Genomic DNA, 14,240 nt, shown 5'->3' with positions numbered 1-14,240 from the left:
CTATGGAAGTTATTAGTCAATATGGTTCATGGTTGGTGTGGATTACAGCAGCCTTCGGCTTTTTTATGGCTTTCGGTATTGGAGCCAATGATGTTTCAAACTCAATGGGTACATCTGTAGGATCTGGTACTATAACAGCCAAACAAGCAATTATTATCGCGTTAATTTTTGAATCTACTGGCGCATATCTAGCCGGTGGTGAAGTAACAGAAACAATTAAAAGTGGCGTAATCGATCCAATGCAATTTGTTGATACGCCCGATATTTTGGCACTGGGTATGCTTTCTGCTTTATTTGCATCTGGCGCTTGGTTATTTATCGCAACGAAAATGGGTTGGCCGGTTTCAGGTACTCACACTATCATCGGTGCAATTATTGGATTTGCATGTATTACGATTGGCCCTGGCGCAGTGGATTGGTCAAATATTGGTAGCATCGTTGGTAGCTGGTTCATCACGCCCGTCATTGCAGGGATTTTGGCTTATGCCATCTTTGCAAGTACGCAAAAACTTATTTTTGATACCGAACATCCACTGAAAAATGCACAAAAATATGGTCCTTACTACATGGGGATAACCGTATTTGTTCTATGTATCGTAACCATGACAAAAGGTTTAAAACATGTTGGTTTAAATCTTTCCAATAAAGAAACTTTAGTCATTTCACTTGTCATTAGCCTTGTAGGCATGCTGTTTTTCCATTTCTACTTTAAAAGCAAAACATTCACCCAATCTGCAAGCAAAGGTACTTTTGGTGCAGTGGAAAAAATCTTCAGCATTTTAATGTTATTAACAGCTTGTGCCATGGCTTTCGCTCATGGTTCGAATGATGTAGCCAATGCAATTGGCCCACTTTCAGCGGTTGTATCAATCGTAGAACAAGGCGGTAAAATTATTTCAGGCGGAGCCTTAACTTGGTGGATTTTACCATTAGGCGCATTAGGTATTGCTGTAGGCTTAATTACTATGGGACAAAAAGTAATGGCGACTGTTGGATCTGGGATCACCGATTTAACGCCAAGCCGTGGCTTTGCCGCTCAATTTGCCACTGCGATGACTGTTGTAGTTGCATCTGGTACAGGCTTGCCCATCTCAACAACACAAACACTTGTTGGAGCAATTTTGGGTATCGGTTTTGCTCGCGGTATCGCAGCACTCAATTTAACGGTTATCCGAAACATCATTAGTTCTTGGATAATCACTTTACCAGCCGGCGCATTCTTCTCAATTATTATCTTCTATTTACTGCGTGCGGTGTTTAATTAATTTATTGCAACAAAAAGTGCGGTTTATTTAGCCGCACTTTTGTTGTTTTTATTTTTAAGGAGAAAGCATGAAAAAAATCTACAATACACTTTTATCTTGCGCTTTACTTGGTACAGGTATTGCAACTGCTCATGCAGAAACGCAATATGTTACTGAAAATCTCAGTACGTTCTTACGCCGTGGCGCCGGTGAACAATTTAAAATTGCAGGTTCAATTCAAGCGGGTGAAGCGGTGAATGTATTAGATCGCCAAGGTAAATACACACTCATTCGCGACAATAAAAATCGTGAAGCTTGGATTTTAAATTCAGACTTAAGCAACACGCCAAGTAGTAAAGAAGAAAATCCAAAATTAAAAGCTCAAGTTCAAGAATTAACCTTAAAACTTAGTCGTTTAGATGGTGATTGGCAACAACGTACCGTAGAAATGCAACGTCGAACCAAACAAGCTGAGCAACAAAGTGCGGATCTTTTAGAACAAAATTCACAATTGAAACGTGAACTTGAAATGACCAAAAATAAAAATCGTGATTTAGAAGCGATGCTTGATGCAGGTAAACGAGAAATTGCGATCCAATGGTTTATTTATGGCGGTTCAGTGTTGGGCGTAGGCTTACTCTTCGGTTTACTCATTCCTTATGTATTACCAAAACGTCGCCGTCGTGATGGTTGGGCATAATCACGAATGAAAGTTTATTTGGTTGGTGGGGCTGTTCGCGATCAATTATTGGGTTTACCAGTAAAAGATCGTGATTGGATTGTGGTAGGCGCAACTCCCGCTACGCTACTCTCTCTCGGTTATCAACAAGTAGGCAAAGATTTTCCAGTTTTTCTCAATCCTAAAACAAAAGAAGAATATGCGCTCGCCCGAACAGAACGTAAATCTAGCGCAGGTTACACTGGCTTTATTTGTGATTTCTCCCCAACAATTACATTAGAACAAGATTTAATTCGACGAGATCTCACTATTAACGCCATGGCTCAAAGTGAAGACGGTGAAATTATCGATCCTTATGGCGGAAAACAAGATTTAGAAAATCGAATTTTACGCCATATTTCTCCTGCTTTTTCAGAAGACCCTTTACGTGTATTGCGTGTGGCACGCTTTGTAGCCCGTTATCATTCACTCGGTTTTAAAATCGCATCGGAAACGCTATCCCTAATGGCAGAACTTGCCCAATCGGGAGAATTACAACATCTCACCGCCGAGCGAGTTTGGCTAGAAACAGAAAAAGCCTTAAACGAAAAAAATCCTGAAATTTATTTTGAAACCTTACATAAAACAGGCGCATTAAAAGTTTTATTTTCTGAAATCGATGCCCTTTATGGTGTGCCCAATCCTGTAAAACATCATCCAGAAGTGGATAGTTTTATTCATACCATGTTGGTATTAAAACAAGCGGTTAATTTGACTGAAAATAATCCTATCCTAAACAAAAGTGCGGTCCATTTTGCAGCAATTTGTCATGATCTTGGCAAGGCTCTTACACCTCAAAATATTCTTCCTCATCATTATGGGCATGAACAAGCTGGCATAAAACCGACTAGATCATTATGCAAACGCTTGAAGGTTCCAAGTTATTTTCAAGAACTTGCAGAACTGACTTGTGAATTTCACACGCATATTCATAAAGCCTTTGAGCTTCGAGCTGAAACCGTCATAACGCTGTTTAATCGTTTTGATGTGTGGAGAAAACTACAACGCTTTCAAGAATTTCTACAAGTATGTCTAGCTGATACTCGAGGTAGAACAGGTTTTGAAAATAAAGACTATCCACAAATAGATTACATTAATCAATTATTACAAGCGGCAAATGAAGTAGATGTACAGCAAGTTATTGCAGATGGATTTGAGAAACAAGAAATCAGAAATGAATTGACGAAACGAAGAATCTTAGCGGTTAAACAAACAAAAGCAAATTATCCCAAAAATTAACAAATAAAAGTAACTTTACTCAGTTCAACTAAATCCTTAAAATACGCAAGCTTATTAACTTGATGAATAATATGAAAACGTTTAAATTTCTCACCGCACTTTTTGTAACCAACATACTTACAGCCTGTACGATAGATGCTGAACGTCCAGTTAACGTACAATACATTGATAAAACTGACGCCGCATGGCAACAACATTTACAAAAGATTCAAAAAATTCAATCCTATCAAACCAAAGGACAAATTGGTTATATCAGTCCAACAGAACGTTTTTCTAGTCGCTTTGAATGGCAATACCAAAATCCAAAATCTTATACGCTAAAACTCTATTCTTTAATCAGTAAATCTACCCTTTGGATTCAAATGCATCAAAGTGGGATGACAATTTCCGATAACAACGGCAATCAACAATCTGCAGCCGATGCCAAACTATTATTACAAGAGATCATTGGAATGGATGTGCCATTAGAACATTTAGCTTATTGGTTGAAAGGCCAACCGGCAATAAATGCGGATTATCAAGTGGGTACCAACCATTTACTTGGCGCATTTACTTATCATGTGGATGGTTCTCAATGGACAGCAGATTATCTAACTTATCACTCAAATAATTCGATGCCTGAAAATATTTTGCTAAAAAATGACAGCACGAAACAAACTCTAAAAATTCGCGTGGATGAGTGGATTTACTAATGAATACATTAATGAAATCACATCAATTTTCTACCGCACTTTGTCAAAATACAACACAATCAAATGGGAAGCCATTGCGTTTCCCTAGCCCAGCCAAACTGAATTTATTTCTTTATATCAACGGAAAATTGCCGAACGGCTATCATGAATTACAAACACTTTTCCAATTTTTAGATTTCGGCGATTGGTTAGAAATGAGTATCCGTGAAGAAGATAATCAAATTGTTTTAACGCCAGAAATTCCAAATCTAAAAACAGAAGATAATCTAATTTATCGAGCTGCAAAACTTTTACAAGAAAAAGCCAATATTCAATTGGGTGCAAATATTCATTTAGATAAAATTCTTCCTATGGGAGGCGGTGTTGGTGGTGGTTCATCCAATGCAGCAACCGCATTAGTCGCGTTAAATTATTTATGGCAAGCTAATTTATCCATTGATGAACTAGCAAAATTAGGATTAGCATTAGGCGCAGATGTGCCAATATTTGTACATGGGCACGCAGCTTTTGCTGAAGGTGTCGGGGAAAAAATCACTTATTGTGAACCTGCCGAAAAATGGTTTGTTGTATTAAAACCCGATGATTCAATATCGACGGCTGTGATATTTCAAGATCCAAATTTACCACGTAATACACCGAAAAAATCCCTTGAACAACTTTTGAGCGAATCTTATGTAAACGATTGCGAAAAAGTTGTGATAAATCATTATTCAAACGTTGAAAAAGCGCTAAACTGGTTGCTACAATATGCGCCGGCAAGATTAACAGGAACGGGAGCATGTGTTTTTGCTGAATTTGATCATGGAGCAGAGGCACAAGCGGTATTTAGACAAAAACCAGAAGAATTTTCTGGTTTCGTCGCTAAAGGACTCAATGTTTCTCCCTTGCACGCAATGTTGAAGCAGCTATCATCAACTTATACTCATCGACAATCTAAACCTGAGGTTTTATAAAATGCCTGACATTAAACTCTTCGCGGGTAATGCAACACCTGAACTTGCAAAACGTATTTCTGAACGTTTATATATTTCTCTAGGCGATGCTACGGTCGCACGTTTCAGCGATGGTGAAATCCAAGTTCAAATCAATGAAAATGTGCGTGGTGCGGATGTATTTATCATCCAATCAACTTGTGCGCCAACCAATGATAACTTGATGGAATTGATTGTAATGGTAGATGCATTACGTCGAGCATCTGCTGGTCGTATTACTGCCGTGATTCCTTATTTCGGCTATGCTCGCCAAGATCGTCGTGTTCGTTCGGCTCGTGTACCAATTACCGCTAAAGTTGTGGCAGATTTACTTTCAACTGTTGGTATTGACCGTGTCTTAACCTGCGACCTACACGCAGAACAAATCCAAGGTTTCTTTGATATTCCAGTAGACAACGTATTTGGTTCTCCAGTTTTAATTCACGATATTTTGAAAAAATCTGATCTTGAAAATCCAATTGTTGTTTCTCCAGATATTGGTGGTGTTGTACGTGCTCGTGCTGTCGCTAAATTATTAAACGATACCGATATGGCTATCATTGACAAACGTCGTCCACGCGCAAACGTAGCGCAAGTGATGCATATTATCGGTGATGTAGCAGGTCGCGATTGTATTTTAGTAGATGATATGATTGATACTGGCGGTACACTTTGCAAAGCGGCTGAAGCATTAAAAGAACGCGGTGCAAAACGTGTATTTGCTTACGCCACTCACGCAGTTTTCTCTGGTACAGCAGCCAAAAACTTGGCCAGCGATGCTATTGATGAGATTGTTGTGACTGACACCATTCCACTATCAGAAGAAATGAAAGCTATCGGCAAAGTTCGCGTGCTTACCCTTTCTTCCATGCTAGCAGAAGCCATTCGTCGTATTAGCAACGAAGAGTCTATTTCTGCGATGTTTAACTAAATTAAAATTTCAATAAAAAATACCGCACTTTGAATGTCCTCTAAGTGCGGTATTTTTTATTTACTCTATTTAGCTGTATCTACTTTATTCAACGGTTACACGCGCAAATTTTCGTTTACCCACTTGGTAAACATTTGTACCTTTCGGTGCATTGTCTTTTACGTTATCGACTTTTTCACCATTGATTTTTACACCGCCTTGTTGAGCAGAGCGAATTGCTTCTGAAGTCGAAGGAACAAGACCTGCTTCTTTTAATAAGGTGGCTAAACCCATTTCGCCAGAGAACGTAAATTCAGGCATTTCATCAGGCATTGCGCCTTTTTGGAAACGATTAATGAATTCTTGTTCTGCTGCATTTGCCGCATCTTCATTGTGGAAACGTGCAATTAATTCTTTTGCCAGTAAGATTTTTACATCACGAGGATTTTTGCCGTTTTCTACTTCCGATTTTAATTGTGCAATTTCACTTAATGGACGGAATGAAAGAAGGTTATACCAATCCCACATGAGTTCATCTGAAATAGACATAACTTTACCGAACATATCGTTTGGTGCTTCTGTTACACCGATATAGTTGCCAAGTGATTTGGACATTTTTTTCTCGCCGTCTAAACCAACGAGTAATGGAAGTGTAATCGCAACCTGTGGTTTTTTGCCTGCTGATTTTTGTAATTCACGACCAACAAGCAAGTTGAATTTTTGGTCTGTACCGCCTAGTTCTACATCTGCATCTAATGCAACAGAATCGTAGCCTTGCAGTAATGGATAAATAAATTCGTGGATTGCAATAGGTTGGTTATTTCCAAAGCGTTTTTTGAAGTCGTCACGTTCAAGCATACGCGCAACGGTGTAGTTGCTTGCAAGACGAATCATACCTTCTGTACCAAGTTTGCTTAACCATTCAGAGTTGAAGACGATTTTGGTTTTTTGTGGATCGAGAATTTTATAAATTTGCTCTTTATAGGTTTCCGCATTGCGCAATACATCTTCACGGCTGAGTGGAGGACGCGTTGCATTTTTACCTGATGGATCGCCTACCATTCCAGTGAAATCACCAATTAAGAAATAGACTTCATGACCGAGTTGTTGAAATTGACGCAGTTTGTTTAATACAACGGTATGCCCTAAATGAATATCTGGTGCGGTTGGATCGGCGCCTAATTTTACTTTTAATGGGCGATTTTCTTTCAGTTTTTCGATTAAATCCGCTTCTGAAAGGATTTCATCAGTACCGCGCTTTAGTTCCGCGAGAACGGTATTAATGTCAGTCATTATTATTTCCTAATTATGTTTTTTAAAAGGTTTTATTATAGGGATTCTTGGCGATTTGTGAATAAAAAAAACGCCTATTTGTGGGGAAATAGGCGGGAATGTTGGAGTGATTATCTAATATTGTTGTTGGAATGGTTAGATGATAATTGTTATCAATAACCTTGTCAATAACTAAATAAAAATAATTCTCAAAAAATATTATTTTATATAAGGAACCGATTCTGTTAAGGAAAGTGCGGTAGGAATTCCATCAGAAATTTCAAATTTACCCGCATAAGCATAGGCTTCAACACCTTGTTCCATTGCTTCTTTTAATAAGCGATCATATTCGGGGTCGATATATTCTGCGATTTTAAAACGATCAAAACCATTATGTAACCCAGCAAATATTACCACTGCGCGATGACCTTGTTTTTTCATTGTCAACAATTCTCGGACATGTTTTTGCCCACGCGTAGTCACTGCATCGGGGAACATGCCTAAATTTCCTTTTACAAGCGTGATTGATTTCACTTCTACATAACAATCAGGCAAACCCTCGCCTTTTAGTAAGAAATCAATTCGGCTATTTTCTTCGCCGTATTTCACTTCTGGATAAATTTCGTTATACATTGCTAGTTCTTTGATTTGCTTATTTTGCAGTGCTTCAAAGACAAGCTGATTAGAACGATGCGTATTGATACAACAAAGTTGCCCGTTTTCAAGTTGAGTGAGCTCCCAAGAATGGGGATATTTTCGGGTTTGGCTATCGGAATGTGAATACCAAATTGTGTCGCCTTTTTCACCGCAGCCCGTCATCGCGCCTGTATTGGCGCAATGAATTGTCATAACATCACCAGTTGGCAGTTCAATATCCGCAAGAAAGCGTTTGTAACGACGAATTAATGTCGCCGATTGTAAAGCTGGAAGTTGCATAAAGTTCCTTATTTGAGTTTTTCTAAACGTTGTAAAATGGCGTTATCGCTCATGGCTTGCATTTTTTTCATTCTCAAAGAAAGTAAGATCGCCGCAAAAGTGAGTGAGACCACAAAGGCAATCCAGAAGCCTTTCGCATCAATGTGTGGCACAAGCCAATCTGTACGACCTAGCGTATAACCCAGTGGTACACCAATTACCCAATAAGAGAAAAGGGTAATGTATAAAATAACTTTAGTATCTTTATAGCCCCGTAAAATGCCGCCAACCACCATTTGAACGGTATCTGAAAATTGATAAAGTGCGGCAAATAATAATAAATTTGCCGCCATGGCGATGACAATTTCATCAGTTACGAAAATAGAGGCAATTTCATAACGGAAGAAAATCGTAATTAATGAGGTAATGATTGTCACCGTTAGCCCTAATAATAATGCGGCATAGCTCATTTTTTTTGCATTTTGTGGAGAACCTGCCCCCAATGCTTGTCCGACTAAAATCGTTGTTGCCATACCAATTGACAGGGGGAACATGAAAATGAAAGAGCTGGTATTCAATGTAATTTGATGGCTCGCCACAATGGTTGAGCCTAGCGGAGAAAGCATTAACGAAGTGAGGGCAAATAACGCCACTTCACAACAAAGTGCAATGGCGATGGGTAAGCCTAAACGCAGTAGTTTTTTAAGTGTTTTGGGATTCGGCATTTCAATTAATTGGCTAAATACTTTTAGTGAGCGTTCTTGAACATTCGTGTAAGAATAGAACATCATCATTAAGCACATTGCCCAGTTCACAATGGCTGTTGCAATACCACAGCCCACCGCACCAAAAGCAGGCATACCAAATTTTCCATAAATAAAAATATAATTAAGCGGAATATTCAGCAGTAAACCTAAAAAGGTAATGACCATTGCTGGTTTGGTTTTGGCAATACCATCATTTAAGCAACGAAAATTAATCAGCATCAAATAAGCAGGCAATCCCCACAACATCGCATGTAAATAATCACGTGCTAAATCTGACATTTTGCTTTCCATTTGCATGTATTCCAGCGGAATCTCACAGAAATAAATCAGCAAACCTAAAGGAATACTCACGCCTAACACAAGCCAAATGCCTTGGCGAACTTGATGGGCAATGCGATGGCGTTGACCTGAACCGTTTAAATAAGAAATGGTCGGAGGCAGCGCCAATAATAAGCCTTGACCGAAAAGCACCAATGGCATCCAAATAGATGCGCCGACCGAAATCGCTGCCATATCAGTGGAACTCACTCGACCAGCCATAATGGTATCCGCTAATCCCATTGAGTTTTGTGCGATTTGCGCTAACAAAATGGGTAAAGAGATTTTAATTAATTTTTTAATATCAGCGCAATATTGGGATAAAAGACGAAAATTCATAAATTTGATATACTAAGAAAAATTTTTAGAAAAGGAGAAAATATGTTTACCGGAATTGTACAAGGCACTGCGCCTATTCATTCAATAACAGAAAAGGCTAATTTTAGAACACAAGTGGTAAAATTACCACCTGAAATGCGTAAAGACCTAGAAATTGGTGCATCGGTGGCAAATAACGGTGTATGTTTAACCGTGACTGAAGTCAATGGCGATCTCGTTAGCTTTGATCTCATGCAAGAAACCTTAAGAATTACGAATCTTGGCTTGTTGAAAGTGGGCGACAATGTGAATATTGAACGAGCCATGCAAATGGGAACCGAAATTGGCGGGCATTTGTTATCTGGCCATGTGTATTGCACCGCAAAAATTTCAAACATTATCGCCAGTGAAAATAACCGACAAATTTGGTTTGAGCTGCCAAGCACAGATGTAATGAAATATATTTTAACGAAAGGATTTGCTGCGGTAGATGGTATTAGCCTCACTATTGGTGAAGTAAAAGGTTCACAATTTTGTGTGAATTTAATTCCTGAAACTTTGCAACGAACCTTAATGGGGCAACGTAAAGTGGGCGATATTGTGAATATTGAAATAGATCCACAAACACAAGCCATTGTGGATACTGTGGAAAATTATCTAAAAGCAAGAAATTTATAGTCTATTGAAATAAAAAGAGCGGTTAAAAAACACAGAATTTTTTAACCGCTCTTTTGTTTGATGACTTCGTTTATTTTTTCGATTTTTTCCATTTCCAGAACAGGAATAGGGCAAGTAAAGCGATAAGCACATAAATCACCATTTGACCTTTTTCAATTTGAGCATGTAACCAGTCTAAATTTTTTGCGCCAAATTCGCCTAAATAAACCCAAATTGGCACAGAAATAATGGCAGCACAGAAATCAATTAAGACAAAGCGTGTGTAACTTACACGGCGAGTAATACCAGAGACCATATAAATTGGAGCACGCAAGCCGGGTAAAAAACGTGCGACAAATAACACACGGTTGCCATATTGACTAAATTTTTCACGCACCATTCTTAAACGTTGTAATGTCACGATTTTACGCATTGGGCGAAAACGTAAAATTTTTGTGCCATAAATACGACCAAGCCAATACATGGTCGAATCGCCAGCAAGTACACCAATCATACTGACTAGCAACATTAAATGTGAATTAACGCTTTCTGGATAAAGCCCCGCAATCACACCACCAGAAACTAACGTAATATCTTCAGGAATCGGCACACCAAATCCGCAAATAATTAAAACAAAAAGAACAGCCCAATAGCCGTAATCAGTAAAAAATCCAATCAGAAATTCCATAATCTTCCTACTTTATTTTTTAATGAATATCGTAAAAAATTGCTAAACATTCTAATCTTTTCAGGGTAAAAAACCTAGAAAAAGTTTGCTTTGAAAAGCAGGATACTCTATAATTCACCGTCTCAAAGTATAGCTTAATGCTTGTCTTTGAGAACAATATTTGGAAAATTGCTGGGTCGCCTGCAATTTTCTTTCTTTTAACATTAATTTAAAGAGAACATTAAAATGGCATTTAAATTTAACGCTGAAGTTCGTACAGCGCAAGGTAAGGGTGCGAGCCGCCGCCTGCGTCACAATGGTCAAATCCCTGCAATCGTTTATGGTGGCAGCGAAGAGCCAGTTTCAATCATCTTAAACCACGATGAATTAAACAACGCGCAAGCACATGAATCTTTCTATTCTGAAGTGATCACTTTAGTGATCGGTGGTAAAGAAGTTGCAGTTAAAGTACAAGCAATGCAACGTCACCCATTCAAACCAAAATTGGTTCACATTGACTTCAAACGCGCGTAATTCACAAGTTTGAACAAAGTAAAAAAGCTAAGATATCAGTCTTAGCTTTTTTGTTATGAGTATTTTAATTATTTCTCAATAAATACCTAAACTTTAATTTTTTATCAAATAACGTTTTAAGTTTTCAACAACAAATTCTAATTCTGCTTTTCCATAGTTTGGCTGAAATTCTAAAAAAATCACCCCGGCCTTTCGACAAGCCTCCCGTTTCACTGCATCACGCTTCGCTGCATTATCCTGATAATGTCCCTGCCCTTGATATTCAATTACTATTACGGCATAGCCGTTCTTATCTACAATCAAAAAATCTACTCGTTTACTATTTATCGCAAAATGTGCCTCTTTATCTATTGATTCTAAAAACTCTCCCATTGAAACCTGAGTAAATAAACGGAACTCTTGATAACCTTTAGATAACAACTTTTCTAAACGAAGAAAAAGTTGATATTCACTCTTATTCATCAAGGCTTTTCTTTTATACTTACTCAATATAACGACATCAAGATGATCATTTTTATTCACAATATTAATTTTGTTTTCTGTTGAAAGATAAAGACGACTCTTCTTTGCATTACGACGAGTTGATCTCGATTTAGATGAAAATAAGCCAATTAGAAATAAAATAACAAAAATGAAAATAATGATGTATTGTAAAGAAAATTCCATATTGCTCTCCTAAATGAACAGGAAAACAAGATAGCATTAATAGAATATTACTTTATATTACAAATAAACGTGTTTGAGATCTGGATCTCAAAAACAACCTTAGATAAGGCAAAAAACTAGCTTTTATTAGAACTATGAGAATTTAAAAAATATGGCTGGGGTACTAGGATTCGAACCTAGGGATGCCGAGATCAAAACCCGGTGCCTTACCGCTTGGCGATACCCCAACAGAGAAATCTTTGATTAGATATAAAGAAGATTTATTTGATAGTATGGCTGGGGTACTAGGATTCGAACCTAGGGATGCCGAGATCAAAACCCGGTGCCTTACCGCTTGGCGATACCCCAACTACTATTTGACTTACAAAGCGATAAATGGTGCGGGACGAGGGACTTGAACCCACACACCTCTCGGCGCCAGAACCTAAATCTGGTGCGTCTACCAATTTCGCCAGTCCCGCAAATTTGGTGGCTACAGCGAGATTCGAACTTGCGACCCCAACATTATGAGTGTTGTGCTCTAACCAACTGAGCTATGTAGCCATTACCTTAATTTGCCTAACCATATCGGCTTTGCGGGGCGTATTATGCTGATTTTGACGATACTCGTCAAATACTTTTTTTAAAATATTTGGATTTTCCCTTTCATTTGATTATTAATAAAACACATCAATTATTTTTTACGCATTTATAGTCTGAATTAGCAACGAGATTATTTAGTTTGATGCTTTAATTTTTCTTTCTTGCCATAATCAGATTTATGACAAAGATCATGTCTAAATATAGTTATGTTTAAAAAACAAACACTCTCTAAATTTTAAACAAAAATCTATTTGACAATAAAAAGCTAACTCGTTATTTGTATAGCTAATTACATAAAAAAACACACAACATCAATGGAGTATCTTATGTCCCACCTCTCAGTCGCCAAATTTGGCGGAACATCTGTAGCCAACCATGCAGCGATGACGGCTTGTGCAAAAATTGTCATCGCTGATCCCAATACGCGCGTAGTCGTGCTTTCTGCATCAGCTGGCGTAACGAATTTATTAGTCGCCTTAGCAAATGGTGTAGAAGCGACAGAACGTGAAAAATTAATTGGTGAAATCCGTCAAATTCAAGAGAATATTTTGAATGAGTTAAAAGACGACAGCCGTGTTCGTCCAATTATTGAAAAATATCTTGAAAATATTACCGCACTTTCTGAAGCAGCTAGTCTTGCAACCTCTCCCGCATTAACCGATGAACTTATCAGCCACGGTGAAATGATGTCAACTCAAATCTTTATTGAGATTTTACGTGAACAAAATGCCTCAGGTACTTGGGTTGATGTACGTACAATTGTTGCAACCAATAACCATTTTGGTAAAGCTGCACCAAATGATGAACAGACTCAATCAAACAGTGATAACATTTTAAAACCATTAATAGACCGCGGCGAATTAGTCATCACCCAAGGTTTTATCGGGCGTGAACCAAGCGGTAAAACAACCACATTAGGCCGTGGCGGTAGCGACTACTCTGCTGCTTTGTTAGCCGAAGTATTAAATGCAAAAGACGTTTTAATTTGGACTGATGTTGCAGGCATTTATACAACCGATCCACGCATTGTGCCAGCAGCACAACGAATCGATACCATGAGTTTTGCAGAAGCCGCTGAAATGGCAACCTTTGGGGCTAAAGTGCTACACCCAGCCACATTACTTCCTGCCGTACGCAGCAATATCCCCGTTTATGTGGGTTCAAGTAAAGCACCAGAAGCCGGCGGAACTTGGGTCACGCGCGATCCTCAACCTCGTCCAACTTTCCGTGCAATTGCATTACGCCGAGATCAAACTTTACTCACTCTTTCAAGCTTAAGTATGCTGCATGCGCAAGGTTTCTTAGCGAATGTATTTAACATTTTGGCTAAACACAAAATTTCAGTGGATACTATCACTACATCAGAAGTGAGCGTTGCATTGACATTAGATAAAACAGGCTCCGCATCTTCAGGAGCGGAATTACTTTCAACCGAATTATTAGATGAACTCCGTCAATATTGTGCAGTAAAAGTCGATACTGGCGTGTCATTAGTCGCATTAATCGGGAACGACTTACATATTGCTTCCGGTGTAGCAAAACGTATTTTTGATACGCTCCAATCTTACAACGTGCGCATGATTAGTTATGGCGCGAGTACCAACAATATTTGTATGCTCGTGCAAAGTGAACATGCTGATGAAGTCGTTCGTTCATTACACAAATCCTTATTTGAATAAAGTCTAAACCTAAAGTGCGGTGAAAAATCACCGCACTTTTGCTTTTATATCATTGAGATTAAAGCCGAAAAAGAGTAAAGTAAACGGCTGT

The 14,240-nt window shown here is 38.4% G+C and carries 14 protein-coding genes and 4 tRNA genes; 9 read left to right on the top strand and 9 right to left on the bottom strand.

Annotated elements, in window-relative coordinates:
- Positions 1-2: 2 nt before the first annotated feature.
- The 6 genes from DV427_RS07240 to DV427_RS07215 all read left to right on the top strand — a co-directional run bounded on the left by DV427_RS07240 (position 3) and on the right by DV427_RS07215 (position 5,795).
- On the top strand, positions 3-1,265 hold the full coding sequence (locus tag DV427_RS07240; RefSeq protein ID WP_114891830.1) for an inorganic phosphate transporter: 1,263 nt from the start codon (positions 3-5) through the stop codon (positions 1,263-1,265).
- Positions 1,266-1,332: 67 nt separating this feature from the next.
- Positions 1,333-1,944: a TIGR04211 family SH3 domain-containing protein gene (locus DV427_RS07235; RefSeq protein WP_005641802.1), complete on the top strand. Its 612-nt coding sequence runs from the start codon at positions 1,333-1,335 to the stop codon at positions 1,942-1,944.
- Positions 1,945-1,950: 6 nt separating this feature from the next.
- Positions 1,951-3,201 (top strand): multifunctional CCA addition/repair protein, encoded by a 1,251-nt coding sequence (locus tag DV427_RS07230; RefSeq protein WP_114891829.1) that lies wholly within the window; start codon positions 1,951-1,953, stop codon positions 3,199-3,201.
- Between the two features lie 71 nt (positions 3,202-3,272).
- Entirely contained in the window at positions 3,273-3,893 is a 621-nt protein-coding gene (gene lolB, locus DV427_RS07225; RefSeq protein ID WP_162790285.1) for a lipoprotein insertase outer membrane protein LolB, read from the top strand.
- Positions 3,894-3,904: 11 nt separating this feature from the next.
- Positions 3,905-4,846, top strand: a complete 942-nt coding sequence (gene ispE, locus DV427_RS07220; protein WP_114892182.1) for a 4-(cytidine 5'-diphospho)-2-C-methyl-D-erythritol kinase — start codon at positions 3,905-3,907, stop codon at positions 4,844-4,846.
- Between the two features lies 1 nt (position 4,847).
- Entirely contained in the window at positions 4,848-5,795 is a 948-nt protein-coding gene (locus DV427_RS07215) for a ribose-phosphate pyrophosphokinase (RefSeq protein WP_114891827.1), read from the top strand.
- An 84-nt stretch (positions 5,796-5,879) separates the two neighbouring features.
- Here DV427_RS07215 and tyrS read toward each other — a convergent pair whose 3' ends face one another.
- The 3 genes from tyrS to hmrM form a co-directional block, all read right to left on the bottom strand.
- Complete coding sequence (gene tyrS, locus DV427_RS07210; protein ID WP_114891826.1) at positions 5,880-7,067, bottom strand: tyrosine--tRNA ligase; 1,188 nt, start codon at positions 7,065-7,067, stop codon at positions 5,880-5,882.
- Positions 7,068-7,265: 198 nt separating this feature from the next.
- On the bottom strand, positions 7,266-7,982 hold the full coding sequence (gene sfsA / locus DV427_RS07205; RefSeq protein ID WP_114891825.1) for a DNA/RNA nuclease SfsA: 717 nt from the start codon (positions 7,980-7,982) through the stop codon (positions 7,266-7,268).
- A gap of 8 nt (positions 7,983-7,990) precedes the next feature.
- Positions 7,991-9,385, bottom strand: coding sequence for a sodium-coupled multidrug efflux MATE transporter HmrM (gene hmrM / locus DV427_RS07200; RefSeq protein ID WP_114891824.1), 1,395 nt, complete (start codon positions 9,383-9,385; stop codon positions 7,991-7,993).
- Positions 9,386-9,427: 42 nt separating this feature from the next.
- Between hmrM and DV427_RS07195 the strand changes: the two genes are divergently transcribed.
- Entirely contained in the window at positions 9,428-10,042 is a 615-nt protein-coding gene (locus DV427_RS07195; RefSeq protein ID WP_114891823.1) for a riboflavin synthase subunit alpha, read from the top strand.
- Positions 10,043-10,112: 70 nt separating this feature from the next.
- Here DV427_RS07195 and DV427_RS07190 read toward each other — a convergent pair whose 3' ends face one another.
- Complete coding sequence (locus DV427_RS07190; RefSeq protein ID WP_005637053.1) at positions 10,113-10,709, bottom strand: DedA family protein; 597 nt, start codon at positions 10,707-10,709, stop codon at positions 10,113-10,115.
- A 225-nt stretch (positions 10,710-10,934) separates the two neighbouring features.
- Between DV427_RS07190 and rplY the strand changes: the two genes are divergently transcribed.
- On the top strand, positions 10,935-11,222 hold the full coding sequence (gene rplY / locus DV427_RS07185; protein ID WP_005633680.1) for a 50S ribosomal protein L25: 288 nt from the start codon (positions 10,935-10,937) through the stop codon (positions 11,220-11,222).
- Positions 11,223-11,315: 93 nt separating this feature from the next.
- Here rplY and DV427_RS07180 read toward each other — a convergent pair whose 3' ends face one another.
- From DV427_RS07180 to DV427_RS07160, 5 genes are all read right to left on the bottom strand, one after another.
- Complete coding sequence (locus DV427_RS07180) at positions 11,316-11,888, bottom strand: DUF2726 domain-containing protein (RefSeq protein WP_065249663.1); 573 nt, start codon at positions 11,886-11,888, stop codon at positions 11,316-11,318.
- Between the two features lie 152 nt (positions 11,889-12,040).
- Positions 12,041-12,115, bottom strand: a tRNA-Gln gene (locus tag DV427_RS07175).
- 46 nt (positions 12,116-12,161) lie between these two features.
- Positions 12,162-12,236 (bottom strand) — tRNA-Gln (locus DV427_RS07170).
- A 28-nt stretch (positions 12,237-12,264) separates the two neighbouring features.
- Positions 12,265-12,349: transfer RNA gene (locus DV427_RS07165), tRNA-Leu, on the bottom strand.
- Between the two features lie 5 nt (positions 12,350-12,354).
- Positions 12,355-12,431: transfer RNA gene (locus DV427_RS07160), tRNA-Met, on the bottom strand.
- A 365-nt stretch (positions 12,432-12,796) separates the two neighbouring features.
- On the opposite strand from DV427_RS07160, the gene lysC reads away from it, so the two are divergent.
- The gene (lysC, locus tag DV427_RS07155) at positions 12,797-14,149 is read left to right on the top strand and encodes a lysine-sensitive aspartokinase 3 (protein WP_114891822.1); all 1,353 of its coding nucleotides are present in this window, start codon (positions 12,797-12,799) and stop codon (positions 14,147-14,149) included.
- Positions 14,150-14,240 lie beyond the last annotated feature (91 nt).

The sequence above is a fragment of the Haemophilus haemolyticus genome, assembly GCF_003351405.1.
In the GTDB taxonomy this organism is placed as follows: Bacteria; Pseudomonadota; Gammaproteobacteria; order Enterobacterales; family Pasteurellaceae; genus Haemophilus; species Haemophilus haemolyticus_N.
Note: the sequence above shows the minus strand (reverse complement) of the source record. Positions and strands in the feature narration are given on the sequence as shown.

Coding starts and splice junctions, on each gene's coding strand:
- DV427_RS07240 (WP_114891830.1), top strand. CDS start 3: ATGGAAGTTATTAGTCAATATGGTTCATGGTTGGTGTGGATTACAGCA.
- DV427_RS07235 (WP_005641802.1), top strand. CDS start 1,333: ATGAAAAAAATCTACAATACACTTTTATCTTGCGCTTTACTTGGTACA.
- DV427_RS07230 (WP_114891829.1), top strand. CDS start 1,951: ATGAAAGTTTATTTGGTTGGTGGGGCTGTTCGCGATCAATTATTGGGT.
- lolB (WP_162790285.1), top strand. CDS start 3,273: ATGAAAACGTTTAAATTTCTCACCGCACTTTTTGTAACCAACATACTT.
- ispE (WP_114892182.1), top strand. CDS start 3,905: ATGAAATCACATCAATTTTCTACCGCACTTTGTCAAAATACAACACAA.
- DV427_RS07215 (WP_114891827.1), top strand. CDS start 4,848: ATGCCTGACATTAAACTCTTCGCGGGTAATGCAACACCTGAACTTGCA.
- tyrS (WP_114891826.1), bottom strand. CDS start 7,067: ATGACTGACATTAATACCGTTCTCGCGGAACTAAAGCGCGGTACTGAT.
- sfsA (WP_114891825.1), bottom strand. CDS start 7,982: ATGCAACTTCCAGCTTTACAATCGGCGACATTAATTCGTCGTTACAAA.
- hmrM (WP_114891824.1), bottom strand. CDS start 9,385: ATGAATTTTCGTCTTTTATCCCAATATTGCGCTGATATTAAAAAATTA.
- DV427_RS07195 (WP_114891823.1), top strand. CDS start 9,428: ATGTTTACCGGAATTGTACAAGGCACTGCGCCTATTCATTCAATAACA.
- DV427_RS07190 (WP_005637053.1), bottom strand. CDS start 10,709: ATGGAATTTCTGATTGGATTTTTTACTGATTACGGCTATTGGGCTGTT.
- rplY (WP_005633680.1), top strand. CDS start 10,935: ATGGCATTTAAATTTAACGCTGAAGTTCGTACAGCGCAAGGTAAGGGT.
- DV427_RS07180 (WP_065249663.1), bottom strand. CDS start 11,888: ATGGAATTTTCTTTACAATACATCATTATTTTCATTTTTGTTATTTTA.
- lysC (WP_114891822.1), top strand. CDS start 12,797: ATGTCCCACCTCTCAGTCGCCAAATTTGGCGGAACATCTGTAGCCAAC.